Source organism: Nocardia sp. NPDC056611 (genome assembly GCF_042792755.1).
Classification (GTDB): domain Bacteria; phylum Actinomycetota; class Actinomycetes; order Mycobacteriales; family Mycobacteriaceae; genus Nocardia.
On record NZ_JBHTVV010000001.1, the window covers coordinates 205,985 to 229,755 of the forward strand.

Below are 23,771 nucleotides of genomic sequence, written 5' to 3' on the forward strand. Positions count from 1 at the left end.
CTGTTTGCGACGAAGTAACCGGCCCCCGTTGCAGGGGAGGAGCTGACGTGTTCGCTCGTAGTGCTCTCGTTTCGGCCGTCTGCTGTGGAGCGGCCCTGTCGCTGTCCTTGCCGCTCTCACTGTCGCTACCGCTCGCCGCCGCCGATCCCGGTGGCGCACTGGGCGGCTGCCGCCACGGCGGCGTCCTCACCGGCGCGCTGATTCCGGGGACCGGCAGCGTAGGCCAGAGCGTCCACCGGGAGGCGGACGTCTGGGCCTGCGCTAGTCCGCTGCTGCCCGGTATCGAATCCGGCCACTTCACCGCCGAATTGCCGTTCAATGCCCTCGATTCGCCGTCGCTGGGCCGATTCGACTGGACCGACGGCAGCGTCAGTCAGGTGATCGGCCAGCCCAACGGCCTGTGGACGATTGTGGACGGCCCCGGCAACGGGCACACCTTCCGTTTCGACCTCGCGCAGGAGATGAACGTGTGGTGGTACCACTGGAACAACAGCATGCCGGTGGAGTCGGTCAGCTTCCTGGCGTGAATCCCGGTGGGGGAGGCGTCAGTTGGCGGGCGGGGGAGTCGGGATAGCGGCGAAGGCGGGCCGGAAGATGTTCGACGCGCCGGGAGCCAGGGTGTCGACGTAGGCGAGCGCGGCCTCGGAGGCCTCGTGGCCGCCGGACATCTGCAGGCCGATGGCCCCGCCGACCACGCCGCCGACCACCGCGAGCAGCGGGGCGGTGATGAAGTCCAGGACGAACAGGCCGAGTGGGAAGCCCGCGATGAAGCCGATGGTGGCGCCGATCGCCGCGCCGGTGGCGACCGCGGGCATATTGGCCTGGACCACGTCGAAGAAGTGCTGCTGGGCGTCGACAGCGCGCAGCTCGGTGTCGGACGCGGCGACCGGGGTGAGGGTGAGGCGGCGGTTGCTCTGGTCGATGACCGGGGTGAATTCCGCTGTCTTGCCATCGATGTCGTACTTCAGGGGCACGGTGGAGACCAGGGTGCCCTTGTCGTCGGTGACGATGACGGCTTCGCCGTCCCAGGTGGCGAGGAACCGCCCGGCCTGCAGGGTGCTGACCGCGGAGCGGTGGTCCGAGGAGAGCGCGACGTCGTAGCCGATGCTGTGATCGGTGCCCTTGATCTGCAGGGCGGGTTGCGCGGGGGCCTGCTCGGGCGCGGCGGTGGCCGTGCCGGCGACGGTGGTCGCGGTCAAGCAAAGCAAGGCAGGCGCAACGTATTTGGTCATACCCATGGTGGCTGGTCCTCGAGTTTGCGATAGGTTTCCCGACCTTTGCGACAAACTACCGTTATCAACTCGAGATGTGAAGCGTTATGGCGCATTCGTGTCGTCGTCGGGTTCCCCGAGTCGCACGACCACGACGCCGATGAGAATCAAAGCGCCGCCGAACAATTGGATCGGCGCGGGCGTCTGGCCCAGGAGCGCCCAGGAGAACAGGATGGCGGCCAGGACCTCGGCGAGCGCCGCGAAGGACGCCAGGCGTGACCCGAGCAGCCGGGTGGCGGCGATACCGGTGACATAGGAGATGGCGGCCGTGATCACGCCGAGCGCGAGCAGCGGCGCCCACCAGTCCACGGTGAACCCCTGGAAGGCAACGGGAGTGGTGGTGGCGTGCAGCGGGACGACGCCGAGCAGGCCCGCCGCCAGGATGCCGAGTCCGCCGACCAGCAGTCCGCTGGTGGCCAGTACGGTGCCGGGCACCGCGTCCCCGGCGTGCGCGCTCAGGATGAAATAAGCGGCCGCGCCGACCATCGCACCCAGGGCCCACGCGATGCCGACCCAGCTGGTGCTGGTGCCCGATCGCAGATCGAGCACCAGCACCAGCCCGGTCACCCCGATGATCGCGCCGAGAACGGTTGCGCGACCGGGCTTCTGACTGTGGCGCAGCCACAACCAGACCACCACGGCGATCGGCGCGGTGTATTCGATGAGCAGCGCGACCCCGACATCCATGTGGGCGACGGCATTGAAATACGACAGCTGCGCGGTGGCGACGGCGAGCAGCCCGTATCCCGCGAGCAGGGAGATATTGCGCCGCAGCAGGTCCCAGTCACCGCGCAATCGCACGACGGCGGCGGGCAGCAGCACGACCGCGCCGAGGAGGACGCGGACGATGACGACGGCGGCGGGGCTCCAGCCCGCGTCGATGAGTCCGCGGGCCAGCGGCCCGGAGAGCCCGAACGCGGCGGCCGACAGGGCGGCGCAGATCAGCCCGGAGCGGATCCGGTGCGACACCACCGTCCTGTCATGAGTCAAAGTCCCCATGACAAATGACGCTAAAGGTCACGTGTGTAATATGTCAATGTGCTTTTCGCTGATGACACGGTGGCCTCCATGGCCGCGGCGGTCGAGCTGGTGAACTCGGCCGAGGAGCCGGACACCCTGACCGAGATCGCCCAGCTGGACGCCTTCTTCGAGAAGCACCGCTACACCGGGGCGCATGCCGGGACCGCCGCCGAACTCGCGGCGGTCCGCGCCCAGCGCGCGCCGCTGCGTCGCCTGCTCACCGCCGACCGCGACACCGCCGTCGCTGTGGTGAACGCCATCCTCGCCGAGCATCGCGCGGTCCCCGAACTGGTCCGCCACGACGGCCTCGACTACCACATCCACGCGGTCCCGCCCCAGGCTCCGCTGCAGGTCCGGATCGCCGTGGAGACGGCCATGGCGATGATCGACCTGATCCGCGCCGACGAGCTCTCCCGCCTGTCGATCTGCGCCGACGACTCCTGCGCGGGCATCGTGCTGGACCTGTCCCGCAACCGTTCCCGTCGTTACTGTTCGACGGCCTGCACCAATCGCAACGCGGTCGCCGCGTACCGGGCCCGCAAGTCCGCGAATTGAGTGTTCCCCGCCCTCCGCGTGCGCTGAGAGCGCTTCGGCATTAGTGTTCTCGAGGCCGCCCTGGCGGGCCGGTCGTTGGCGCCGGCACGCCCGCTGTACGAATTCAATCGGGGTTCCAGGTAATGACGATGAGAACACAACTGCCGCTACGTCCCTACGACGTCGTGCTGATCGGCGGCGGCATCATGAGCGCGACACTCGCGGTGCTGATCAAGCATCTGGAACCCAGCTGGACCATCGGGGTCTACGAACGATTGCCGGAGGTCGGCGCCGAGGCGTCGGCGGCCTGGAACAATTCGGGCACCGGGCACGCGGGCCTGTGCGAACTCGATTACACCGGTGAGAATCCCGACGGCTCCATCGATATCGAGCCGGCGCTCGCGCTGAATGAACAGTTCCAGCTGACCCGGCAATTGTGGGCGTCGCTGGTGGGCTCGGGGATTCTGCGCAATCCGGAGACCTTCATCAATCCGGTCCCGCATATGACGCTGGCGCGCGGCAAGACCGAGGTGGATTTCCTGCGCCGCCGCCACGAAACCATGTCCGCGCATCACCTTTTCGCGAATATGAAGTTCAGTGACGATCCCGCGGTGATCGGCGAATGGGCCCCGCTGCTCACCACCGGCCGTGACGACGGCGAGCCGATCGCCGCCACCCGCGATATCACCGGCAGTGACGTCGATTTCGGTGAGCTGACCCGTCAGCTGTTCCATTGGCTGCGCTGGCAGGACGTGGAGATCCACCGCAATTGCGAGGTGCGCGGACTGCGCCGCAACAATGACGGCACCTGGCAGCTGCGGGTGGACTGGCGCACCGACAACGACCGGCTCACCCGGAAGGCCGACGCCCGCTTCGTCTTCGCGGGCGCGGGCGGCTGGGCGTTGAAGATCCTGCAGAAGGCCGGGATTCCCGAGGCGGACGGCTACGGGCTGCTGCCGGTCAGCGGCCGGTTCCTGCGCTGCGACAATCCTGAGGTGGCGGCCGGGCACGACGCCAAGGTGTACGGGAAGGCGCTGTCGGGCGCGCCGTCGATCGCCATGCCGCACTTGGACACTCGCATCGTGAACGGGGAACGCGCCCTGCTGTTCGGGCCGTACGCGGGCGCGAATCCCCGCTTCCTGAAACAGGGTTCGCTGCTCGACGCTCCCGCCTCGCTGCGGGCGGGCAATGCCGGGTCCATCGCGGCCATGTTGAAGGCGAATACCGAGTTGCTGCGGTTGCTGGCCGGGCAGCTGGCCTCGACCCGGAAGAAGAAATTGGCCGCACTGCGCGAGTTCGTGCCCGAGGCGCGCGCCGAGGACTGGTCGCTGATCACCGCCGGGCAGCGCGCCCAGCTGGTGAAGCCGGACGCCGAACGCGGCGGGGTGCTCGAGTTCGGCACCGAGGTGGTGGCCGCACAGGACGGGTCGATCGCCGCGGTGCTGGGGGCGAGCCCGGGCGCGTCGACGGCGCCGGTGGTGCTGCTCGAGGTGCTGCAGCGCTGCTTCCCGCGCTACGCCCGGATCTGGGAGCCGCGGCTGCGGGAGTTGATGCCGACGCTGGGCCACAGTCTGGCCGATGACGCGCGGCTGGCCCGGCAGACCATGGCCCGGACCGCGGAGGCGCTGGGTCTGGCGGGCCGGGTGGTGGGCTGATTCTTCAGGGAGTCGTGGGCTGATCCGGCAGGAAACTGCCGGGCCTCGGTCGCGGACCGCCGTGGACAAAGGCGCTGCCCGCCCGGTATGAAATTGGAACAGGTTTCAATTCTGATCGGCGGGAGACGCGATGGACAGCGCGAATGCGACCATGGGCGACATGGTGATGGCGGGCTTCAAGAAGCTCGGCTTCATCCAGTTCACGGGCATCGAGAGCGTCGAATACGGCCCGGGCCGCAGCGTGGTCAGCATGGCCGCGCGCCCCGAGCACTTCAACCACAATGGCGACATCCACGCGGCTCTGCTGTTCGGCCTGGCCGAGACCGCCGCCATGGGCGCGTCCATCTCCGGCATCGTGGACCTGCTCGGCGACACCTTCATCGTGGCCCGCGACGGCCGCATCGAATACCTGGCCCGCGCCAAGGGCCAGGAGGGCCCGTTCACCGGCACCGCCGAACTGACGCCCGAGACCATCGCCGAGACCCGCGCGAACATCGAGTCCCGCACCGAGATCGAGCTGGAGGTGCCGGTGATCATCGCCGATATCACCGGCAAGCCCGTGGCCCGCGCCGCGTTCACCGCCGTCATCCGGCCGCGCCGCACATAGTCTCAGCGCTCGCTGTCGAGCATGGCCATCTGTGCCGGGGCGTAGCGCCCGCCCGCCACCCGGTCGGCGGGCACCGCGGCCTCGATGGTGGCCAGCTCGTCCTCGGACAGCCGAATATCCACCGCCGCAACGGCTTCGGCCCAGCGCTCCGGCTTCCGCGCGCCGATCAGCGGCACGATGTCGGCGCCGCGCGACAGCGCCCACGCGATGGCCAGCTGGGCCACGCTCACCGCGCGCTCGGCCGCGATCTTGCCCAGCGCGTCCACCAGCAGCAGGTTGGCGTCGAGGTTCTCGCCCTGGAAGCGCGGGCTGTGGGCGCGGAAGTCGCTGGGCGCGAACTGCTGCCCGGCCCGCACCGAATCGCTGAGCAGGCCGCGCGAGAGCACCCCGTACGCCGTGATGCCGATCCCGAGTTCCCGTGCGACGGGCAGGATCTCGGCCTCGATGCCGCGTGAGATCAGCGAGTACTCGATCTGCAGATCCGCGATCGGATGCACGGCCGCGGCCCGGCGCAGCGTCTCCGCGCCCACCTCGGACAGGCCGATGTGGCGGATGTACCCGGCCTGGACCAGCTCGGCCAGCCCGCCGATGGTCTCCTCGATCGGGACATTCGGGTCCAGCCGCGCGGGCCGGTAGATGTCGACGTAGTCGGTGCCGAGGCGCTGCAGCGAGTAGGCCAGGAAGTTCTTGGTGGCCGCCGGCCGGGTGTCGACGCCGCCGAAGCTGTTGTCCGGGCCGCGCAGCGCCCCGTATTTCACGCTGAGCAGGACGTCCTCCCGCTTGCGGTCGGCCAGCGCCCGCCGGATGAGCAGTTCGTTGTGGCCCATGCCGTAGAAGTCGCCGGTGTCGATGAGGTTCGCGCCGGAATCGAGGGCCGCGTGCACGGTGGCGATCGAGACGGCGTCGTCGGCCGCCCCGTACATGCCCGACATCCCCATGGCGCCCAGGGCGATACGGGAGACGGCGGGCCCGGTCTTGCCGAGCTGGACGGTGCTGAGGTTCGTGGTCATGGGAACAACACTGCGCCCGATCCCGGGAGCGCGGGAGAGGAGCGCTGATCCAGGGATCGGCGATCCCTGGTTACCGGGCCGGGCTGTGGACGGCTGTGGATGAATCCGCGCGCCCAGGCTGGGACTGCCGATACCTGGTTACCGGGCCGGGGACGGGGGACAGTGGTGAGGTGGATCGAACCGAGCTGGCCGACTTCCTGCGCCGACGCCGTGAGCAGCTGCAACCGCAGACCGTGGGATTGCCGCCGGGCGCCCGCCGCCGCACGCCCGGTCTGCGCCGCGACGAGGTGGCCCTGCTCGCGGGCATGTCGACCGACTACTACACCCGCCTCGAGCAGGGGCGCGGGCCGCGGCCCTCGGTGCAGGTGCTGGCCGCGCTGGCGCGGGCGCTGCGACTGACCGACAGCGAACGCGACCACCTCTTCCATCTGTCCGGACATCAGGCCCCGGCCCGCGGCGGCGACAGCCACGTGGGGCCCGGCATCCTGCACGTGCTGTCCAAACTGGACGACACCCCGGCCGTGGTCATCTCCGACCTGGGCGAGGTGCTGGTGCAGAACCGCATGCACACCCTGCTGTCCGGGGATTACTCGCGGCGGCGCGGCCTGGACCGCTGCATTCCGTGGCGCTGGTTCACCGAGCCGGGCTCACGCGCCATCTTCCCGCCGGAGGACTGGGAAGTCATGAGCCACAAGCACGTCGCCGACCTGCGCGCGGTCTCCGCCCGCCGCGCGGGCGACGCCGACGTGACCGAATTGGTGGCCCGGCTGCGCGCCGCCAGCCCGGAATTCGAGCGGCTGTGGCACGAACACGAGGTCGGCACCGGCACCGGGCTCGTCAAACGCATGATCCACCCGGAAGTCGGTGTGCTGGAACTGATCTGCGAGCCGCTGCTCACCCCCAGCGCCACCCGGCACGTGCTGATCTACTACCCCGCGCCGGGTACCGACACCCAGGACAAGCTGGATCTGTTGCGGGTCATCGGAACCCAGTCGATGACCGGCAGCTGATTCCTACTCGTGGGGGACGCCGCAGCGCCGCTTGCGGGGTTTGAGATGCAGTCCCGGCAGCGGGGGAGCGGGAATCCGCTGTTCGGGCGTGTGGCCCGCGATCTCGGCGAACCGGCCGACATCGTGCTTCTCCCAGTCGTTGCGGGCCTGCTCGATCTCCTCGTGACTGCGGGCCACGAAGTTCCACCACATGACCAGGTCCTCGCCGAACGGTTCACCGCCGAGCAGCAGTATGTGCGCGCCCGCGGTGTCGTGCACGCGGATCGCGTCCCGGTCGCTGCCCAGGTAGAACAGGCTGCCCGGCTCGACCACCGTGCCGTCGAGGCTCAGCGCTCCCTCGATCACCAGCACCGCGTGCTCGAACGCCGGGTTCAGCGGCAGCGCGGTGTCGGCTCCGGCCGCGACACGCAGGTCCGCGCCGACGATCGGGGTGTACGCGGTGGCCGGGGAGGTGACCCCGTCCAGCGTGCCGATCAGGACCGTGCCCTCGATCGACGGCGCCCGGAAGGCGGGCAGTTCCCGATGCTGCTCGAAATGCGGTGCGATATCCCGGGATTCACCCGGGAGCGCCACCCACAGCTGTAGTCCGTGCCCCGAGACATGGCCCGGCACCCGGTATTCCGAGTGCGCGATGCCGTGGCCCGAGGTCATGATGTTGAGCTGGCCGGGCGCGATCTCCACATCCGAGCCCACACTGTCGCGGTGCCGGATCCGCCCGTCCAGCGGCCAAGTGACGGTTTGCAATCCGATGTGCGGGTGCGGGTCGATGTCGTGGCCCTCGGGGTTGGCCTCCGACGCGCCGTCGAAGTGGTCCAGGAAGCACCACGCGCCGACCGTCGGCAGATCCCGCTGCGGCAGCGACCGGAACACGGTCACCCCGCGGACGCCGCCGAGCGGCACCTCCCGGGCCGGGAAGAACTCCGCCCGCGGTCCCGGACGGCCCGACGACTCGCACAGCGACTCCTCCGGCCGCGGCTCCAGATCACTCACACCCGCACCTCCCTAGCTCAGCTTTTCCGTTCGACGCGGCTCACCGATCCCGCTTGATGCCCTTGCCTACCACGTATTCGTCGAACTCCGGATGCTTGTCCAGCCAGCCCTTGATGAACGGGCAGCGCGCCACGATGGTGCGGCCGCGGGCGATCACATCCTTGATCGCCTCCTGCGCGAGCAGATTCGCCAGGCCCTTGCCGCTGAATTCCTGATCCACCTCGGTGTGAATGAAGGTGGTGTCGTTGTCGTCGCGCTCGCGGTACTCGCTGAATCCGGCGAGCGAATTCCCGTACCACACCTCGTACCGGTGTTGCGCGTCGTTACGAACGACTGTAGCCGCCACGGCCTGTTCGCTCATTGTTCAGTTCTCCTTCCGCACCCGCACCGGATGTTTGCTCACAATCGACGCTCGATTGAACGCGCCGATAGTGGTGGCAGCCCAGATGAGAACGGACATCTGGTCATCCGACAAATGTTGCCGCGCAGCAGCATACTCACGCCCCATGCTTTCCTCATCCGGCAACGAAGTGACGGTCTCGGCCACCGAGAGCGCCGCCTGCTGCAGTTCCGTGAACAGATACGGACTGCGTCGCCAGCCGGGGAGCACATCCAATTGCTGTTGCGTGACGCCGGCCTCGCGGGCCGCGCGGGTGTGCAGGTCGAGGCAGAACGGGCAACCGGTGAGCTGGGACACCCGCACGTTCACCAATTCCATGACGGCCCGGTCCAGATCGGCTGCCGCGGCGGCGTTCCGCACCGCGAGCGCGACACCGTTGAGCGCGTGGAAGATCTCGGGCGACTGCTTGTCGATCCACACTCGGTCATGTGTAACAGGTGACTGCATAGTGGCTGCATCGTAAGCCGAGAAGGTGAACCGTGCCTTCTCGTCTGAAAAATGGTCATTCCGGACCGCCGTGAAATAACCGGCCCGCATCCGTCGTTCACCAATCGACGACACGGTCCTCGGTCTCTGGAGCAATCAATGAGCAGCAGCCTCGCCGGCGTCCGCACCCGGGTGCGGATCCCGCTGGCCTTCGCCGACGGCTACTCGACCACCGCGCAGGCGGTCACCTTCGACGGTCTCGAGGACGGCCGCGAGCACGTCGCCCTCATCCTCGGCGAACCCGACCTCGACGCCGCCACGCCGCTGGTGCGGCTGCACTCGGAATGCCTCACCGGCGACGTCTTCGGCTCCGCCCGCTGCGACTGCGGGCCGCAGCTGCGCGAATCCGTGGAACGCATCGCCGAGACCGGCGGCGTCCTGCTCTACCTGCGCCAAGAGGGCCGCGACATCGGCCTCTACAACAAACTCGACGCCTACGCCCTGCAGGACGACGGCCTCGACACCTACCAGGCCAACACCGCCCTCGGCTTCGACGAGGACGCCCGCGACTACACCGCGGCCGCCCAGATGCTGACCGCGCTCGGCGTCGGCGAGCTGGACCTGCTCACCAACAACCCGGACAAGGTGCGGCAGCTCACCGCCCTCGGCGTCACCGTGCGCGACACCGTCCCGACCGGCGTCCACGCCAACCCCGGTAACCTCCGCTACCTGCGGGCGAAGGCCGAGCACACCGGCCACACCATCCGCCTCGTGGGCTGACCGGATCGGCTGATCCGGAACGACCAGGGCCCCTCGCGAATACGCGAGGGGCCCTGGTTCGCTTGCGTGGCGGGACTATTCGCGGCCGGCCGAGGCGAAGCTCATGTCCGCGTAGCGATTTCCGGCCACCCGATCCGCGATCGCGTCGAGCTCCGCGAGTTCGGCCGCGGTCAGCGTCACCGTCGCGGCCGCGACGTTCTCGGCGATCCGGGCGCGGCTGCGCGTGCCCGGAATCGGCACCACCGGCAGCTGGTGGACCTGCGCCCGGGCATGCACCCAGGCCAGCGCCACCTGTGCGGGCGTGAGACCGCGGGCCGCGGCGATCGCCCGCAGCGGGGTCAGCAATTCGGCGTTGCTCACCGCGTTCGCACCGGAGAAGCGCGGGTGCCGCCGCCGGAAATCCCCTTCCGCCAGCTCGCCGGTGGCGGGCAGGGCGCCCGACAGGAAGCCCCGTCCCAGCGGCGAATACGGCACGAACGAGATGCCGAGTTCGGCCGCCGCGGGCACCACGGTCCGCTCCACGTCCCGCGAGAACAGCGACCACTCCGACTGCACCGCCGCGATCGGGTGCACGCCGTGCGCGGCGCGCAGCTCCGCGCCGGTCACCTCGGACAGCCCCAGCTGCCGCACCTTGCCCGCCGCCACGAGTTCCGCCATCACGCCGACGGTCTCCTCGATCGGGACGCCGTCCTGCTTGCGGTGCATGTAGTACAGGTCGATCACGTCGATGCCGAGCCGCCCCAGGCTGGCGTCCACGGCCGCGCGGATGTACTCCGGCGAGTTGTTGATACCCCGGAAGCCGGGGTCGTCCGCGCGGCGCTCCAGGCCGAATTTCGTTGCCAGCACCACGGTCTCGCGGTGTGCGCGCACGAACTCGCCGACGAACTCCTCATTGTGGCCGCTGCCGTACATGTCGGCGGTGTCGAACAGCGTCACGCCCAGTTCGAGGGCCCGCTCCAGCGTGGCCCGGGCCTCGGCGGCGTCGGTCGGGCCGTAGAACTCGCTGATCCCCATGGCCCCGTAGCCCTGCGCGCCGACCCGGGTGGTCCCGAGCGCGGTGGTGGGCAGCGCCGTTGTGCTGGTCATCTCTCAATCCCCTTGGTTTGCACTGCTCTTCGCCCGGACCGGCGGTGGTGCGCAGACCGGGCCGCTCTGATAGAGCGCGATCTTGCGGTCGAGGACCACCAGCGTCGATCGGAGTTCCTCGATCTGCGCCAGCACCTCCTCGCGGGTCCGGCGGAACATGGCGAGGCGCTCCGGGAAGGTGTGGTCGCCCTCGCGCACCAGCTCGGCGTAGCGGACCATGTCGGCCACCGACATGCCGGTGCTGCGCAGCTTGCCGATGAACGCGAGCCACTGCAGGTCGCGGTCACTGAAGCGGCGCTGACCGGAATGGTCGCGATCCACGTAGTCCATCAGCCCGATGCGCTCGTACCAGCGCAGCGTGTCGCGGGTGAGCCCGCTGTGCTCGGAGGCTTCGCCGATCGAATACCGCGGTCGCTCGAAGTCCACGGTGTCGCTCGCCGCCGGTGCTGCGTTCATCGGTCTCGCCCTCCTGTGCCGAACCCCGGTATCGACGCTACTGGGTTGGAGTGCACTCCAAGCAAGGGCTGGGAGCGCGAAGATTCGAACGGTCGGCGAATCGGCCGATTCCGGGCCTACCCTGGGGGCATGCCTGGAAAAGACATGGATCGGATCAGAGCGCGATCGGCTCTGGAGACGGCCAAGGAACAGCCGGTGATCACGGCCATCGCCGTCCTGCCGGTGGTGGCGGTGCTCGGTGTCGTGTGGGCGCTCGCGGGTTTCGGCTGGGCGCTGCTGCTCCTGCTGATCATGGCGGGAGTCGTGGTGTGGAAGGGCAAGCTATTCGGCTGAGCCCGAGCCCGCCCGGCCCGGGCGGCTAACGCGGCACGTGGAAACGCACCAGCTCACCCGTGCCCGGGTCGGCGTCTGCCCACGGCCGGTCGAATTCGAGCACGGCCAGCGCCGAGGTGGGGAACTTCTCGCTCATCTCCCCGGCCGGACCGGAGTTCCGGTTGGCCGCCAATTCCCATGCGGTCCAGGGCATTCCGGGGGAGTGGCCGACCAGCAGCAGGGTCTCCACGCCCGGATCGGTGAGCTGCACCAGTTCGATCAGGGTGTGCGGGGACGCCTCGTAGATCGACGTCTCGTAGGACACCGGCGCGGTGACCTCGGTGGCCGCCAGCGTCTCCCGGGTTCGGGTCGCGGTGGAGCACAGCACGGCGTCGATCTCCGGCTGGGTGGCGCGCAGCCACTCGCCCGCCAGCGCCGCCTCGCGCCGCCCGCGCGGGGCCAGGGGGCGGTCGTGGTCGGCCACGCCCTCGGGGTATCCGGACTTGCCGTGCCGCATCAGGATGAGAGTCCGCACCATACGCACTACGGTAGGTGTCCTCGAGCGGAGCCCGGAGACCGGACTCACAGCGGTGCGTGCCAGGTGCCGCCGCGAGACACTGCTCACACTCGAGGCACACTGGTGGTTGGCGGCACACAGCTGTGCCGACACCCGTTGGAATGCCGCCTATATTAGAACGTGTTCTACCGACCCTGCTCGAACCCCGAGCGGAGTAGCACCACGCGACAGTTTCGAGGATCTGCGAGATATGGCCTATGTGATCACGCAGCGTTGTTGCAACGACGCCAGCTGCGTACCCGAGTGTCCGGTCGATTGCATTCGTCCCACGCCCGAGCAACGCGAGTTCGCGACGACGGAGCAGCTCTACATCGACCCGGATACCTGCATCGACTGCGGCGCCTGCGTCGACGCCTGCCCGGTCGACGCGATCTTCTCCGAGGACGATCTGCTCGCCTCGCTGGGGCGGTTCCGCGATATCAACGCCGCCTACTTCCAGCGTCACCCGCTGGAGTCCAACTTCGAGCCGCTGGTCGCCCCGACCCGCGCGCCCAAGGAGCTGGGCACGCTGCGCGTCGCCATCGTGGGCGCCGGCCCCGCGGCCTGCTACGCCGCCGAGGAGCTACTGCGCCGCGCCGACGTCGAGGTGGAGCTGTTCGACCGGCTGCCCACGCCGTACGGCCTGGTGCGCGCGGGCGTCGCGCCGGACCACCCGGGCACCAAGTCGGTGGCCAACCTGTTCGAGTCGGCCTTCCGGCGCGAGGCGCTGCAGTACCGGCTGAACGTGGAGGTCGGCAAGCACATCTCGCACGAGGAACTGCTCGGCCACCACCACGCGGTGATCTACGCCGTCGGCGCGGCCACCGACCGCCGCCTCGGCGTCCCCGGTGAGGACCTGCCCGGCAGCCACTCCGCCACCGAGTTCGTGGCCTGGTACAACGGCCACCCGGACTTCGCCGACCGCGAGTTCGACCTGTCCGGCGAACGCGCCGTCATCGTCGGCAACGGCAACGTGGCGCTCGACGTGGCCCGCGTGCTGACCGTGAACCCCGACGAGCTGGCCAAGACCGACATCGCCGACCACGCCGTGGATGCGCTGCGCCGCAGCAACATCAAGGAGGTCGTGGTGCTGGGCCGCCGTGGCCCGCTGCAGGCCGCCTACACCTCGCCGGAGTTCCTGGCGCTGGCGCACTTGAAGGGCGTCGACATCATCGTCGACCCCGAGGACCTGGTCCTGGACCCGGCCTCGCAGGCCGAGCTGGACAGCCCCGAGGTCGAGCCCTCGCTGCAGCTCAAGTACACCCTCGCCCAGGAATACGCCGCCGGTGCCCGCAACCCGGACAACAAGCGCATCGTGTTCCGCTACCTGGTCTCGCCCACCGCCGTCACCGGTGAGGGCAAGGCCGAGGGCGTGGAGTACGTGCACAACGAGCTGGTCGAGGAGAACGGCCGCACCGTGGCCCGCGCCTCGGACCGCACCGGCAGCCTGGAGGCGTCGCTGGTGCTGCGCTCCATCGGCTACAAGGGCGAGCCGGTCGCGGACGTGCCGTTCGACGAGTCCAACGGCGTCATCCCGAACGACAAGGGCCGAGTCCTGGCCGACGGCAACCCGGTTCAGGGCGTGTACGTCTCCGGCTGGATCAAGCGCGGCCCGCGCGGCGTCATCGGCTCCAACCGGGTCGACTCGACCGAGACCGTCGATCAGATCATCGAGGACTACACCAACGGCAAGCTGGCCGCCCCGCAGGGCGACCGGGCCGCTCTGGACGCGCTGCTCGCCGAGCGTCAGCCCGACCAGATCGGCCGCGAGGGCTGGAAGGCCATCGACGCCGCCGAGAAGACCGCGGGCAAGGCCGCCGGCCGCCCCCGCGTGAAGTTCACCAGCGTCGAGGACCTGCTGAAGGCCGCCAAGGGGTAACCCAACTCTCGGGACTCCCAGAGCTCCGCCCCGAACCCCGAGGGATACCAGGCGTGCGCTCTCAGAGCATTGGTGGCCTCGCGCCATGACACTGCGGCCCCACCCGAATCGGGTGGGGCCGCAGTCGTTTTCGTGGGTACGGGTTTCAATTGCCGAGGTTGATGACCAGGCCATCCTTGGCGCACATGGACGGGACGGCGGGGTTGCCGGGGACGGCGTTGCAGGACCAGCCGTCAATGGTGGCCACATCGGTGTTGCTGACCTGCCGTACGTACTTGGTGGCCACGTTGATGGCCTCGGTGCAGCCGACCCGGCCGGCAGGGGTGCCGACGGCGATGACGGTGCGGGTGCCGCCGCCCGCGTCGGTCACGGTGCCGCAGTTGGCGTCCGCGATCGGGGCCTCGCTGGTGGTGGTCGGCGGGGGCGTGGTGGTCGGGGGCGCGGGCGGGTTGGGGGCGGCGCCGCCGCGCAGGCCGATCAGGAAGCCCTCCTTGAAGCAGAGGTGCGGGACCGCGGCGTCGGGCTGGGGCCGGCAGGTCCAGCCGTCCACCTGGGCGGCGTCGCCGGTGCGGGTGGCCTGCACGTAGCGGGTGGCGACGGTGATGGCCTCGGTGCAGCCGGGGACGCCGCCGGAGCTGGCGTAGGCGATCACGTTGGCGCTCTGGCCGTTTGCTCCGGTAACCGGTCCGCAATCGACATCGGCGGCGGTCTGGGTGGTGGGCACCGGCGGGTGCGTCGGGCCGGGACGCTCGATGGTGGTGTCGCCCGGCGCGGTGGTGCCGCTCGCCGCGACAGTGGTCGACGTGGTGTTCTTCGACGAATCCTGGGAACTGCCACAGGCCGTCATCCCGACGACCAGCGCGGGCGCGGCCACGAGCAGCGCGATGTGAGCGAATCGCATGCCGAACGATCTCCTGTCCCCGATCACCACCCCTGGGCGATCGACCTGCCGCTCAGTGTCGCAGGCAAACGGTCAGCGAACGCATCGCGACGCGGGGAATGTCGCCGGAGGTCAATCGATTTCGCAGTTGTGACACCGCGGCGCAGCTGCGCAACGCGCCCGCCGCCGGGGCCGGCTCAGGCGCCGGGCAGCGGTCCGATCCGCACCGCGGTGGTCGTCACCCCGCCCACCACGAACCACAGCCGCAGCGAGGCGGGATGCCCGGCCCGGTCGCCCGGCTCGTACCGGCTGCGCACGCTCACATGCTGGCGGGCCAGCACCGGCGCCACGTACTCGATGACGGCGCGATGCGGCCCGGCCAGCAGCTTCGGGTAATCCACCAGGTACTGCTCCACCGCCTGCCAGTAGGCCGCGTTGTTCACGTGGTTGTACTGGTCGATATCGGTGGCGCGGACCGGGAACGGCAGGTCCACATCCGATTCCGGCGGGGTGGGGTCGGTGAGCCAGGGCCGCCAGCGCAGCCGGTGCTCATCGGTGGTGCGGGCGAGTTCGGCCAGGCCCTCGTCGCTGATCCGGGTCGGCATATTGGTGAACTCGTTGATATTGATCCAGAAGCCCTCGGTCTCGATCAGACCGCCGTTGTCGCTGGTGATGCGCACCCGCATATTGGTCCAGCGGGTCGACATGGCCGAGCACCAGCGGCGCAGCTCCACCCGGTCCGGCCAGTGCACGGGCCGGACCACGTCCACCACCGTGCGCCGCACGATCCAGGCCGGATCGGTGCGGTGGAAGAAGCCGGATTGCATTTCCTCCCAGGCGATGTCCTGGAGGTAGCGGGCCGTGGCGTCGAATCGCAGCCGCTGATACGGGTCCACATCGCCGGCTCGCACCGGCCACGCGGAAACGAAGCCCATGCCCTCCTGGGGAAGCGGGGCGAGTGGCTCATCGAGTGACACTGGTGCTCCTCGCGCTGCACGGTGTGCCGCATGTCTATCCAGCGGCGCCGGGGGTGCGGCGCCTGCTGACCGAAGTCGGTGACATGACTCTACGGGGCTCGCGGTACCCGTTCGCGCCGAGTCGAAGGAATGCCGGTGCGCTGTTCGAAGGAATGACACCGGGCCGTGCGCCCCGTAGCCTTTCCAGGTGTATCTCCGGTGGGTTCCCGGAGTGCATCCGGCAGTAGGGAGGACGACGCGGGTGGCCGCAGGGGAGAGGGCTGGTTCGCGGTTCGGGCAGTACGAACTGCGGCGGCTGCTCGGGGTCGGCGGCATGGGCGAGGTCTACGAGGCCTACGACACCGTGCGCGACCGGGTGGTCGCCGTGAAACTGCTCGATGTGGACCTGGCCCGGCAGCCCACCTACGTCGAACGCTTCCGCCGCGAATCCCGCACCGCCGCCAAACTCCAGGAACCCCACGTCATTCCGGTGCACGACTGGGGTGAGGTGGACGGGGTCCTGTTCATCGACATGCGACTGGTCCGCGGTCGCGACCTCAAGGCCTACCTGTTCGAGGAGGGCCCGCTGCCGCCCGAGCGCGCGGTCGCCGTGGTGGAGCAGATCGCCGCCGCCCTGGACTCCGCGCACGAGAGCGGCCTGGTGCACCGCGACGTCAAACCCGCCAACATCCTGCTCACCGGCGACTTGTTCGCCTACCTGGTGGATTTCGGCATCGCGCACACCGAATCCGACGTACAGCTCACCCAGACCGGCAATGCCATCGGCTCCTTCGCCTACATGGCGCCGGAACGGTTCGAGCACAATGCCTCGGTCTCGCCGAGCGCCGACATCTACGCGCTGGCCTGCGTGCTCTACGAATGCCTGACCGGCGGCCCGCCCTTCCGGGTGACCGGCAATCTGGCCAATATCCGCGCCCACATGCTGACCCCGCCGCCGCGCCCCAGCGTCCACACCGGCGTCCCGGTCGGCCTGGACCAGGTGGTCGCCATCGGCATGGCCAAGGAGCCCGGCCGCCGCTACGCCACCGCGGGCCAGCTCGCGCGGGCCGCCCGGGCCGCGCTGATGCGCGCCGCGCACGGCGAACCGACCCGCACGACGGTGCCGCCCGCTCCGCCGACCATCGGCAATCCGGCGGTTCCGCCCGGGCATTCGGAACCGCACTACCTCGAGAATCCTTCGGGCCCGGCCGATCCCGCGCGCCAGATGAATCCGCCGGTCGGCGGCCCGGCGCGGAGCGCCGACCCGTCCGGTCCCGTGCGGAGCGCCGACCGGTCCGGTCCCGTGCGGAGCGCCGACCGGTCCGGTCCCGTGCGGAGCGCCGACCCGTCCGGTCCGGTGCGGCATCCGTCCGGACCGCAGCCGCACCCGTCCGGACCGCAGCCGCACCCGTCTGTGCCTGTGGACAATTCGCGTGCCGCACACGCGTTCCCGGCGGGGCCTGTGGATCACTCCCGGGGGATGCCTGTGGATAACTCTCGGGTCGGCCCTTCGGCCGGTCCGGTGGATTACTCGCGCGGAGACCAGGTCCCGGGGCAGCCGACCCCGGTAGCGCCGGGCAACGTCGATCCGACGGTGCTACGGCAAACCGTCGCCGGACAGTCCGGGTACCTCCCCGGGTTCGTCGATCAGTCCGTGCCGCGCGAACATCCTTCCGCACCATTGCCGTTGCCGGCCAAGGACCGCGGTTCGCTGCCGCTGGTGGTGGGCGCCCTGCTCGGCGTGGTCCTGGTGCTGGGGTCGGTACTGGCCTGGGTGCTGTTGTCCGGCAACGACTCCGGCGACAGCAAGGACTCCGCCACCGTCACCACGACTCGCGCGGGAAACAGCGCGGGTACCTACACGTCGCCGACGATGGCCCCGACCACCACGCTGGTCCCGCTCAGCGCGAACGTATCCAACTCGGACGCACAGGGGTTCGACTCGAGCCCGCGTTGCGGTTCGAGCGATCCCGCCATGGTCATCGGCCGTACGGAGCGTTCGCGCCTGGTCGTATGCCGCAACGCCGCCGGCCGCTACTACTACAAAGGCCTGCGCATCAGTGATGGCGCGACCATCCAGATAAACGATCCGGTGCCCGACGGCAACGGCGGCTTCACCGTCACCAACCCCACGGACGGCACCCAGTACCGCATCACCGCGTACGGCCTGGTCATCACCAAGGACGGTCAGGTCGCGGCCAACGAATCCATGATCGAGTACGCCCACCGCTGAGCGAACCGGCTTGTGAAGTACGCGGTGGCCAACGGCTTCCAGCCACCGGATGTATGGTGGCGATGCGCGACGTGACGACTGATTTCGTGGCGCTTGGGGTAACTCCCCGGGTACGTCCAGAACCAGGTTCGCACCCGACGCAAGTACGGATGCAGGACAGCCGACGGCGCTCAGCCGCCCGCTGAAGGTACGGAGAGGCGGTGGAGTTCGCGAATGCGCGCAGCCGTGGTGAGCAAGCTGGAAGGCCCGGAAGCGATCGAGGTTCTCGATATCCCGGAGCCGGTCGCCTACCCGGGCGGTGTCGTCATCGACGTGCACGCCGCCGGGATCGCCTTCCCCGACGTCCTCATGACTCGCGGACTGTACCAGATGAAGCCGCCGCTGCCCTATGTCGTGGGCTGCGAGGTCGGCGGCATCGTGCGTGAGGCTCCCGAGGGCTCGCATGTCCAAGCCGGGGATCGGGTGATCGCGCTGACGCTGCTGGGCAATGCCGCCGCCGAGGTCGCCATCGCTCCGAACGACATGGTCTTCAAACTGCCCGACAACGTCTCCCTGGAGTCCGGTGCGGGCGTGCTGTTCAACGACCTGACCGTGCACTTCTGCCTGCGCAACCGCGGCCGCCTGGCCCCGGGCGAGACCGTGCTGGTGCACGGCGCGGCGGGCGGCATCGGCACCTCCACGCTGCGCATGGCGCAGGCGCTGGGCGCGGGCCGGGTGATCGCGGTGGTCAGCACCGAGGAGAAGGCCGAGGTCGCTCGCGCCAACGGGGCCACCGACGTGGTGCTCACCGACGGCTGGCTGGCCGCGGTCAAGGAACTGACCGGCGGCCGCGGCGTCGACATCGTGCTGGACCCGGTGGGCGGCGACCGCTTCACCGACAGCATCCGCTCGCTGGCCTCGGGCGGCCGCGTCCTGGTGGTCGGCTTCACCGCCGGCGACATCCCCACCGTGAAGGTGAATCGCCTGCTGCTCAAGAACGTCGAGGTGATCGGCGCGGCCTGGGGCGAATGGGTCATGACCCACCCGGGCTACCTGCGCGAGCAGTGGGAGGAGGTGGCGCCGCTGCTGGCGAACGGCAAGATCACCCCGCCGGAGCCGCAGATCTATACCCTCGCGCACACCGCCGAAGCCGTTTCCGCGCTGGACAAGCGCACCGCCACCGGCAAGGTCGTCGTCACCCTGCGCTGAGCGGGGACGGCACCCTCGTGCAGGACGAGGGCCTCACCTCCGTGTGGACGCGAGGCCCGCAGCGTGATGGACGCGAGTTCCCCGCGCGCTGACGTGGGCGTCGTCCGGTGCGGGCGTGACAGGTTCGGGTCGCGTAGCGTCACGAAACGTGAAGCTGTCCAATCGGGTTCTGAATCGCACCTTGCTCGAACGCCAGCACCTGCTGGAGCGGTCCACGCTCGGCGTGCACGAACTGTGCGATCACCTCGTTGGCCTGCAGGCGCAGGACATGCTGCCGCCGTTCGTCGCCCTGTGGAGCCGCGCAACCGATTTCGACCCGGCCGCGGTGTCGGCGGCGCTCGACGACCGCTCCCTGGTGCGAATCACCTTGATGCGCGGCACCATTCACCTGGTCACCCCGCCGGACGCGCTGCGCATCGCCCCGCACATCCAGCCGGAGCTGGAGAAGATCCCGTTCCGCAAGGGCTTCAACTACGGCGCCCTGGTCGGCCTGGACCCGGAAGAGGTTCGCGCCCAGGGCGAATCGGTGCTGGGCGACGACCCGACTCCCGCCGCCACCCTGCGCGAGCACGCCGCCGCGCGCTATCCCGACCGCGATCCGGGCGCGATCGTCCAGGCCTGGCTCTACCAACTGCCCGTCCTCCAGACCCCGCCGCGCGGCCGCTGGGGCGACAGCAGCCGTCCGGTCTGGTCCCGCGTCCAGCCGTGGCTCGGCGCCCCCCTCGACCTCGGCTACCCCCTGGAAGAACTGCTCCTCCGCTACCTGCGCGCCTTCGGCCCGGCCACCACCATGGACATGCAGACCTGGTCCAAGCTGACCGGCATGAAAGCGGCCGTCGCGAAACTGGGCGACCGCGTCCGCACCTACACCGACGACCGCGGCCGCACCCTCTACGACGCCGCCGACGCCACCCTGGCCGACCCGGACACCCCCGCCCCCGTCCGCCTGCTCGGCTGGTACGACAACGCCCTGCTGTCCCACCAGGACCGCACCCGCATCGTCCCCGACGGCAACGCCCCGCCGCTGCGCGCGTTCGCCAACCAGGTCTCCCCGATCCTGGTCGACGGCTTCCTCTCCGGCGTCTACAAGGTCTTCACCAAGGGCGACACCGCGGCTGTGCGGATCAGCCCGCGCGCGGCGTGGTCCGACGCGGACCGTGCCGCGGTGGAGGCGGAAGCCGGTGCCCTGCTGGCCTTCTCGGAGCCGGATCGCACCCCGGCCGTCGAGATCCTCGAAGCCGGAGCCGACCTGCGCCCGTGATCAGTGCGCGGCTCGGTAGGCCGGGGCCTTGCTCGACCCCGTCGGCGTGAGCGTCCGCAGCAGCGGCAGCGTGCGGTGGGGGACCACCGTGGACAACACCACCACGCTGTGCGACCGCACCACCGAACTGGTCCGGTCGATGCTCAGCAGCACCGCCTGCAACCCGGCGTGCGAGTCCGCGCCGATCCGGCACAGCACGTCCCCGGAACCGGTGGTCGCGTAGGCCTCGAGCACCCCGGGAATGGCCTCGAGGTCGATGGCGACCGCGTCCAGCGCGCCCTGCGCGATCTCCAGGGTGACGAAGGCCTGCACGTCGAAACCGGCCGCGGTGACGTCGATCTGCGGGTCGTAGGAGGAGATCACCCCCGCCTCCTCCATGCGCGCGATGCGGGACTGCACGGTGGCGCGGGCGACCCGGGTGCGGCGGGAGAGTTCCAGGATGCCCGCCTTCTGGTACTCGTGCATGGCGGTGAGGATGGCCAGGTCGAGTTCATCCAGCCGGGCGGGCGTGCGGGACATCGCGGAGCCTCCACTCATGGGGTCGAGCGGAGCCTCCGCTCGTGAGTTCGCTGCTATTCAAATTGTCCAGCACCGGGTAGCGGATGGTGGTGCGATTCACCACAGTGTTCAGTGAATTTCGGCGATATTGCCTAGTGGCGACCGGTGGGCTTTTCCTGATCACATGAGCATCGACGCAGGACACCAGCGCCCGCGGTCCGGCGACCTGCCCGGCGACGACGAACTGCGCCGCCTGGTCGGCCTGATCGACCACGACGCCGCCGCGGACCCCTTCCCCGTGCTGGGCTGGGACGCGCTGGTGTGGGTGGTCGGCAATGCCACCCAGACCGCGCACTACCTGCAGTCCGCGTTCGGCATGCGGCTGGAGGCCTACTCCGGGCCCGAGACCGGCAATCGTGACCACAAGGCGTTCGTGCTGCGCAGCGGCGGCGCCCGCTTCGTGGTGCGGGGCGCGGTGGACCCGGCCAGTCCGCTTGTCGCGCACCATGATCGGCACGGGGACGGGGTGGTGGACATCGCGCTCGAGGTGCCGGACGTGGACCGCTGCATCCGGCGCGCCCGCGCCCAGGGCGCGACCGTCCTGGTCGAACCGCACGACGAGGGCGACGAATACGGGGTCGTCCGCTCCGCCGCCATCGCCACCTACGGCGACACCCGGCACAGCCTCATCGACCGCTCCCGCTACTACGGCCCCTACCTGCCGGGCTATCAGCCCCGCCGCTCCGGGTACGCCCCGCGCCCCGGGCAGCCGGCACGCATCTTCCAGGCCATCGACCACGTGGTCGGCAATGTGGAACTCGGGCGGATGGACCAGTGGGTCGAGTTCTACCGGCGCGTCATGGGATTCGAGAACATGGCCGAATTCGTCGGCGACGACATCGCCACCGACTACTCGGCGCTGATGAGCAAGGTCGTGGCGAACGGCAACCACCGGGTCAAGTTCCCGCTCAACGAACCCGCCCCGAGCCGCAAGCGCTCCCAGATCGACGAGTACCTCGAGTTCTATCGCGGCCCCGGCGTCCAGCACATCGCCCTGGCCACCGGCGACATCCTCACCGCGGTCGACGTGCTGCGCCGCGAGGGCATCGAATTCCTCGACACCCCCGACAGCTACTACGAGGATCCGGAACTGCGCGCCCGCATCGGCCACGTCCGGGTCCCGGTCGCCGAACTCCAGCGCCGCGGCATCCTGGTCGACCGCGACGAGGACGGCTACCTGCTCCAGATCTTCTGCAAGCCCGTCACCGACCGCCCGACCGTGTTCTTCGAGCTCATCGAACGCCACGGCTCCCTCGGTTTCGGGAAGGGAAACTTCAAGGCCCTGTTCCAGGCGATAGAGCGTGAACAGGACGCGCGCGGAAACCTCTGAACAGCAAAGCAACACGACCGCAAACCCTGGCGACGAGCCGGACCCGGCAAAACCAGTAGAGTTCAGGCCATGCGAATGGCGTCAGCGATCGTCGCGGGGTCGGTCCTCGCCTTGCTGCTGTCGGCGTGTGGGGGAGCCAAGGATTCCGAGGACGCTCCGGGGTTGCGCACGCCGCCCAAGGTGGCGACGCTGGGCCCGTTCGTGGGGGAGTGCGGCCACCTCACCGACGACGAGGTCCGGGACCTGGGTGGTCTGGGCACCCTCACCACCGTCTTCAAGAACTCCACCGGCTGCAATTGGCAGGCGGGTGGAATCAGTTCCTCCAGCGTGACTTTCGCCTCGTACCGCGGCAGTCCCATCGATCGTGAGAAGGCGTGGGTGGCCAGCGTCGGCCGCACCCCCGCCAGCATCGAGGTCGGCGGGCGCAAGGGCTTCCAGGCGCTGGACCCCAGCAACGCGGTCTGCGATCTCGCGGTGCAGCTCGACGACGACTTCTTCGAATGGTCCATCTCCTACGGCGCGTTCGGCAGCGGCAATCTCGGCAACCCCTGCGATCGCACCCGCAAGATGGCCGAACTGACCGTGCAGCGGCTCGGATGAGGGGGACCGCCATGCCGCGTCGCAGCAAGCTGGCCGTCGCCGCGTCCGTGCTCGCCCTGACCGCGGCCCTGGCGGGCTGCGGCAAGACCGTGCCGGGCACCGCGCTGCCCGCGGGCGGCACCACCGGTACCGGCGGCGCGCCCCGCATCAACACCAACTTCGACAAGCTGCTGCGCGAATGCCAGGTGGTCGCGGTCGACGACATCGGCAAGGCGGTCGGCGACAACATGTATGTGGAGCCGTCGTTCAACGGCGCGGTCTGCATGTGGAATCTGACCGGTGGCGCCGCGGGCAGCGGCATGGTCACGCTCAGCTGGTACGAGCTCGGTTCGCTGGCCAACGAGAAGGCCAACAACGACCGCCTGAAGTATGTGACCAACGACATAACCGTGCAGGGCCGGCGCTCGCTCGAGACGCACCGCCCGAACGATCCGGACTCGTGCGGTGTGAGCGCACCGGCCGCGGATACCGGCATCGTCGGCTGGTGGGTCAACTACCGCAACGGATCTCGGCACGCGGACCCCTGTGAAGCGGCTCGCAAGCTGGTGGAGTTGACGTTGAACCTGGCCCGATAAGGGCTCTACCAGCCCCGGCGGGGGGACCCTCTTTTGCCCCCCATGGAGCCCGCGGGTATCGTGGACCGCTGTGCCCGGAAGCATTCGGGCAAGTTGATGCGCAGTACGTAGGCCAGCGAGAGCGGCTGACCTTTTCAGCGTGCCTTGAAAAGGGCTCCGAGCTGCGTACGACACGCCCGACCCCGTGGCGGCGAAATG

The 23,771-nt window shown here is 69.5% G+C and carries 26 protein-coding genes; 14 read left to right on the forward strand and 12 right to left on the reverse strand.

Translation table 11 applies throughout. The features are described from left to right. The first annotated feature begins 47 nt into the window (after positions 1–47). Entirely contained in the window at positions 48–527 is a 480-nt protein-coding gene (locus tag ACFRAQ_RS01070) for a hypothetical protein (protein ID WP_379092369.1), read from the forward strand. 18 nt (positions 528–545) lie between these two features. Here the strand turns inward: ACFRAQ_RS01070 and ACFRAQ_RS01075 are convergent, their stop codons facing one another. Both ACFRAQ_RS01075 and ACFRAQ_RS01080 read right to left on the reverse strand, forming a co-directional pair. Continuing rightward, complete coding sequence (locus ACFRAQ_RS01075; protein ID WP_379092371.1) at positions 546–1,199, reverse strand: hypothetical protein; 654 nt, start codon at positions 1,197–1,199, stop codon at positions 546–548. 117 nt (positions 1,200–1,316) lie between these two features. Beyond that, positions 1,317–2,270 (reverse strand): DMT family transporter, encoded by a 954-nt coding sequence (locus tag ACFRAQ_RS01080; protein ID WP_379092374.1) that lies wholly within the window; start codon positions 2,268–2,270, stop codon positions 1,317–1,319. A gap of 39 nt (positions 2,271–2,309) precedes the next feature. Here ACFRAQ_RS01080 and ACFRAQ_RS01085 point away from each other — a divergent pair, with 39 nt between their 5' ends. The 3 genes from ACFRAQ_RS01085 (at position 2,310) to ACFRAQ_RS01095 (ending at position 5,087) form a co-directional block, all read left to right on the forward strand. Continuing rightward, positions 2,310–2,846, forward strand: a complete 537-nt coding sequence (locus ACFRAQ_RS01085; protein WP_379092377.1) for a CGNR zinc finger domain-containing protein — start codon at positions 2,310–2,312, stop codon at positions 2,844–2,846. Between the two features lie 128 nt (positions 2,847–2,974). Continuing rightward, positions 2,975–4,480, forward strand: coding sequence for a malate dehydrogenase (quinone) (gene mqo / locus ACFRAQ_RS01090; protein ID WP_379092380.1), 1,506 nt, complete (start codon positions 2,975–2,977; stop codon positions 4,478–4,480). Positions 4,481–4,610: 130 nt separating this feature from the next. Further along, positions 4,611–5,087: a PaaI family thioesterase gene (locus ACFRAQ_RS01095; RefSeq protein ID WP_379092383.1), complete on the forward strand. Its 477-nt coding sequence runs from the start codon at positions 4,611–4,613 to the stop codon at positions 5,085–5,087. Between the two features lie 2 nt (positions 5,088–5,089). Here the strand turns inward: ACFRAQ_RS01095 and ACFRAQ_RS01100 are convergent, their stop codons facing one another. After that, positions 5,090–6,097 carry an aldo/keto reductase gene (locus ACFRAQ_RS01100; protein ID WP_379092386.1) on the reverse strand — a complete coding sequence of 336 codons (1,008 nt, stop codon included), beginning with the start codon at positions 6,095–6,097 and terminating at the stop codon, positions 5,090–5,092. Positions 6,098–6,267: 170 nt separating this feature from the next. Here ACFRAQ_RS01100 and ACFRAQ_RS01105 point away from each other — a divergent pair, with 170 nt between their 5' ends. Further along, the gene (locus tag ACFRAQ_RS01105; RefSeq protein WP_379092389.1) at positions 6,268–7,107 is read left to right on the forward strand and encodes a helix-turn-helix transcriptional regulator; all 840 of its coding nucleotides are present in this window, start codon (positions 6,268–6,270) and stop codon (positions 7,105–7,107) included. A 3-nt stretch (positions 7,108–7,110) separates the two neighbouring features. Here the strand turns inward: ACFRAQ_RS01105 and ACFRAQ_RS01110 are convergent, their stop codons facing one another. From ACFRAQ_RS01110 to ACFRAQ_RS01120, 3 genes are read right to left on the reverse strand one after another with little or no spacing between them, the layout of a single operon-like run. Next, positions 7,111–8,097: a pirin family protein gene (locus ACFRAQ_RS01110; protein WP_379092392.1), complete on the reverse strand. Its 987-nt coding sequence runs from the start codon at positions 8,095–8,097 to the stop codon at positions 7,111–7,113. Between the two features lie 40 nt (positions 8,098–8,137). Then, on the reverse strand, positions 8,138–8,458 hold the full coding sequence (locus ACFRAQ_RS01115; protein ID WP_357091126.1) for a GNAT family N-acetyltransferase: 321 nt from the start codon (positions 8,456–8,458) through the stop codon (positions 8,138–8,140). Between the two features lie 3 nt (positions 8,459–8,461). Beyond that, a complete protein-coding gene (locus ACFRAQ_RS01120; RefSeq protein WP_379092395.1) occupies positions 8,462–8,917 on the reverse strand; it encodes a carboxymuconolactone decarboxylase family protein in 456 nt (151 codons plus the stop codon). 165 nt (positions 8,918–9,082) lie between these two features. Between ACFRAQ_RS01120 and ribA the strand changes: the two genes are divergently transcribed. Next, a complete protein-coding gene (gene ribA, locus ACFRAQ_RS01125) occupies positions 9,083–9,703 on the forward strand; it encodes a GTP cyclohydrolase II (protein ID WP_379092398.1) in 621 nt (206 codons plus the stop codon). A 75-nt stretch (positions 9,704–9,778) separates the two neighbouring features. Here ribA and ACFRAQ_RS01130 read toward each other — a convergent pair whose 3' ends face one another. Then, complete coding sequence (locus ACFRAQ_RS01130; protein ID WP_379092401.1) at positions 9,779–10,789, reverse strand: aldo/keto reductase; 1,011 nt, start codon at positions 10,787–10,789, stop codon at positions 9,779–9,781. Between the two features lie 3 nt (positions 10,790–10,792). After that, the gene (locus ACFRAQ_RS01135; protein WP_379092404.1) at positions 10,793–11,245 is read right to left on the reverse strand and encodes a MerR family transcriptional regulator; all 453 of its coding nucleotides are present in this window, start codon (positions 11,243–11,245) and stop codon (positions 10,793–10,795) included. Between the two features lie 129 nt (positions 11,246–11,374). On the opposite strand from ACFRAQ_RS01135, the gene ACFRAQ_RS01140 reads away from it, so the two are divergent. Beyond that, positions 11,375–11,578, forward strand: a complete 204-nt coding sequence (locus ACFRAQ_RS01140; protein WP_357091136.1) for a hypothetical protein — start codon at positions 11,375–11,377, stop codon at positions 11,576–11,578. A 25-nt stretch (positions 11,579–11,603) separates the two neighbouring features. On the opposite strand, the gene ACFRAQ_RS01145 is transcribed toward ACFRAQ_RS01140, so the two are convergent. Continuing rightward, complete coding sequence (locus tag ACFRAQ_RS01145; protein ID WP_379092408.1) at positions 11,604–12,095, reverse strand: SixA phosphatase family protein; 492 nt, start codon at positions 12,093–12,095, stop codon at positions 11,604–11,606. 229 nt (positions 12,096–12,324) lie between these two features. On the opposite strand from ACFRAQ_RS01145, the gene ACFRAQ_RS01150 reads away from it, so the two are divergent. Further along, a complete protein-coding gene (locus ACFRAQ_RS01150) occupies positions 12,325–13,992 on the forward strand; it encodes an FAD-dependent oxidoreductase (protein ID WP_379092411.1) in 1,668 nt (555 codons plus the stop codon). Between the two features lie 145 nt (positions 13,993–14,137). Here ACFRAQ_RS01150 and ACFRAQ_RS01155 read toward each other — a convergent pair whose 3' ends face one another. After that, a complete protein-coding gene (locus ACFRAQ_RS01155; protein ID WP_379092414.1) occupies positions 14,138–14,893 on the reverse strand; it encodes a hypothetical protein in 756 nt (251 codons plus the stop codon). Between the two features lie 176 nt (positions 14,894–15,069). Beyond that, positions 15,070–15,849, reverse strand: a complete 780-nt coding sequence (locus ACFRAQ_RS01160; protein WP_379092417.1) for an acyl-[acyl-carrier-protein] thioesterase — start codon at positions 15,847–15,849, stop codon at positions 15,070–15,072. A 241-nt stretch (positions 15,850–16,090) separates the two neighbouring features. On the opposite strand from ACFRAQ_RS01160, the gene ACFRAQ_RS01165 reads away from it, so the two are divergent. The 3 genes from ACFRAQ_RS01165 to ACFRAQ_RS01175 all read left to right on the forward strand — a co-directional run bounded on the left by ACFRAQ_RS01165 (position 16,091) and on the right by ACFRAQ_RS01175 (position 20,510). Beyond that, complete coding sequence (locus ACFRAQ_RS01165; protein WP_379092420.1) at positions 16,091–18,061, forward strand: protein kinase; 1,971 nt, start codon at positions 16,091–16,093, stop codon at positions 18,059–18,061. A 213-nt stretch (positions 18,062–18,274) separates the two neighbouring features. Next, positions 18,275–19,249, forward strand: coding sequence for an NADPH:quinone oxidoreductase family protein (locus ACFRAQ_RS01170; protein ID WP_379092423.1), 975 nt, complete (start codon positions 18,275–18,277; stop codon positions 19,247–19,249). A 148-nt stretch (positions 19,250–19,397) separates the two neighbouring features. Further along, the gene (locus tag ACFRAQ_RS01175; RefSeq protein WP_379092426.1) at positions 19,398–20,510 is read left to right on the forward strand and encodes a winged helix DNA-binding domain-containing protein; all 1,113 of its coding nucleotides are present in this window, start codon (positions 19,398–19,400) and stop codon (positions 20,508–20,510) included. Here the strand turns inward: ACFRAQ_RS01175 and ACFRAQ_RS01180 are convergent, their stop codons facing one another. After that, on the reverse strand, positions 20,511–21,029 hold the full coding sequence (locus tag ACFRAQ_RS01180) for an Lrp/AsnC family transcriptional regulator (RefSeq protein WP_379095708.1): 519 nt from the start codon (positions 21,027–21,029) through the stop codon (positions 20,511–20,513). Positions 21,030–21,192: 163 nt separating this feature from the next. Here ACFRAQ_RS01180 and hppD point away from each other — a divergent pair, with 163 nt between their 5' ends. From hppD to ACFRAQ_RS01195, 3 genes are all read left to right on the forward strand, one after another. After that, positions 21,193–22,398: a 4-hydroxyphenylpyruvate dioxygenase gene (gene hppD / locus ACFRAQ_RS01185; RefSeq protein ID WP_379092429.1), complete on the forward strand. Its 1,206-nt coding sequence runs from the start codon at positions 21,193–21,195 to the stop codon at positions 22,396–22,398. Between the two features lie 69 nt (positions 22,399–22,467). After that, complete coding sequence (locus ACFRAQ_RS01190) at positions 22,468–22,998, forward strand: DUF3558 domain-containing protein (protein WP_379092433.1); 531 nt, start codon at positions 22,468–22,470, stop codon at positions 22,996–22,998. Between the two features lie 11 nt (positions 22,999–23,009). Further along, positions 23,010–23,573 (forward strand): DUF3558 domain-containing protein, encoded by a 564-nt coding sequence (locus ACFRAQ_RS01195; RefSeq protein WP_357281732.1) that lies wholly within the window; start codon positions 23,010–23,012, stop codon positions 23,571–23,573. Positions 23,574–23,771 lie beyond the last annotated feature (198 nt).

Bases quoted from the DNA above. Each gene is read 5' to 3' on its own strand.
- ACFRAQ_RS01080 (WP_379092374.1), bottom strand. From the start codon at position 2,270: ATGGGGACTTTGACTCATGACAGGACGGTGGTGTCGCACCGGATCCGC.
- mqo (WP_379092380.1), top strand. From the start codon at position 2,975: ATGAGAACACAACTGCCGCTACGTCCCTACGACGTCGTGCTGATCGGC.
- ACFRAQ_RS01095 (WP_379092383.1), top strand. From the start codon at position 4,611: ATGGACAGCGCGAATGCGACCATGGGCGACATGGTGATGGCGGGCTTC.
- ACFRAQ_RS01100 (WP_379092386.1), bottom strand. From the start codon at position 6,097: ATGACCACGAACCTCAGCACCGTCCAGCTCGGCAAGACCGGGCCCGCC.
- ACFRAQ_RS01115 (WP_357091126.1), bottom strand. From the start codon at position 8,458: ATGAGCGAACAGGCCGTGGCGGCTACAGTCGTTCGTAACGACGCGCAA.
- ribA (WP_379092398.1), top strand. From the start codon at position 9,083: ATGAGCAGCAGCCTCGCCGGCGTCCGCACCCGGGTGCGGATCCCGCTG.
- ACFRAQ_RS01130 (WP_379092401.1), bottom strand. From the start codon at position 10,789: ATGACCAGCACAACGGCGCTGCCCACCACCGCGCTCGGGACCACCCGG.
- ACFRAQ_RS01135 (WP_379092404.1), bottom strand. From the start codon at position 11,245: ATGAACGCAGCACCGGCGGCGAGCGACACCGTGGACTTCGAGCGACCG.
- ACFRAQ_RS01140 (WP_357091136.1), top strand. From the start codon at position 11,375: ATGCCTGGAAAAGACATGGATCGGATCAGAGCGCGATCGGCTCTGGAG.
- ACFRAQ_RS01145 (WP_379092408.1), bottom strand. From the start codon at position 12,095: ATGGTGCGGACTCTCATCCTGATGCGGCACGGCAAGTCCGGATACCCC.
- ACFRAQ_RS01150 (WP_379092411.1), top strand. From the start codon at position 12,325: ATGGCCTATGTGATCACGCAGCGTTGTTGCAACGACGCCAGCTGCGTA.
- ACFRAQ_RS01155 (WP_379092414.1), bottom strand. From the start codon at position 14,893: ATGCGATTCGCTCACATCGCGCTGCTCGTGGCCGCGCCCGCGCTGGTC.
- ACFRAQ_RS01170 (WP_379092423.1), top strand. From the start codon at position 18,275: ATGCGCGCAGCCGTGGTGAGCAAGCTGGAAGGCCCGGAAGCGATCGAG.
- ACFRAQ_RS01180 (WP_379095708.1), bottom strand. From the start codon at position 21,029: ATGTCCCGCACGCCCGCCCGGCTGGATGAACTCGACCTGGCCATCCTC.
- hppD (WP_379092429.1), top strand. From the start codon at position 21,193: ATGAGCATCGACGCAGGACACCAGCGCCCGCGGTCCGGCGACCTGCCC.
- ACFRAQ_RS01190 (WP_379092433.1), top strand. From the start codon at position 22,468: ATGCGAATGGCGTCAGCGATCGTCGCGGGGTCGGTCCTCGCCTTGCTG.
- ACFRAQ_RS01195 (WP_357281732.1), top strand. From the start codon at position 23,010: ATGCCGCGTCGCAGCAAGCTGGCCGTCGCCGCGTCCGTGCTCGCCCTG.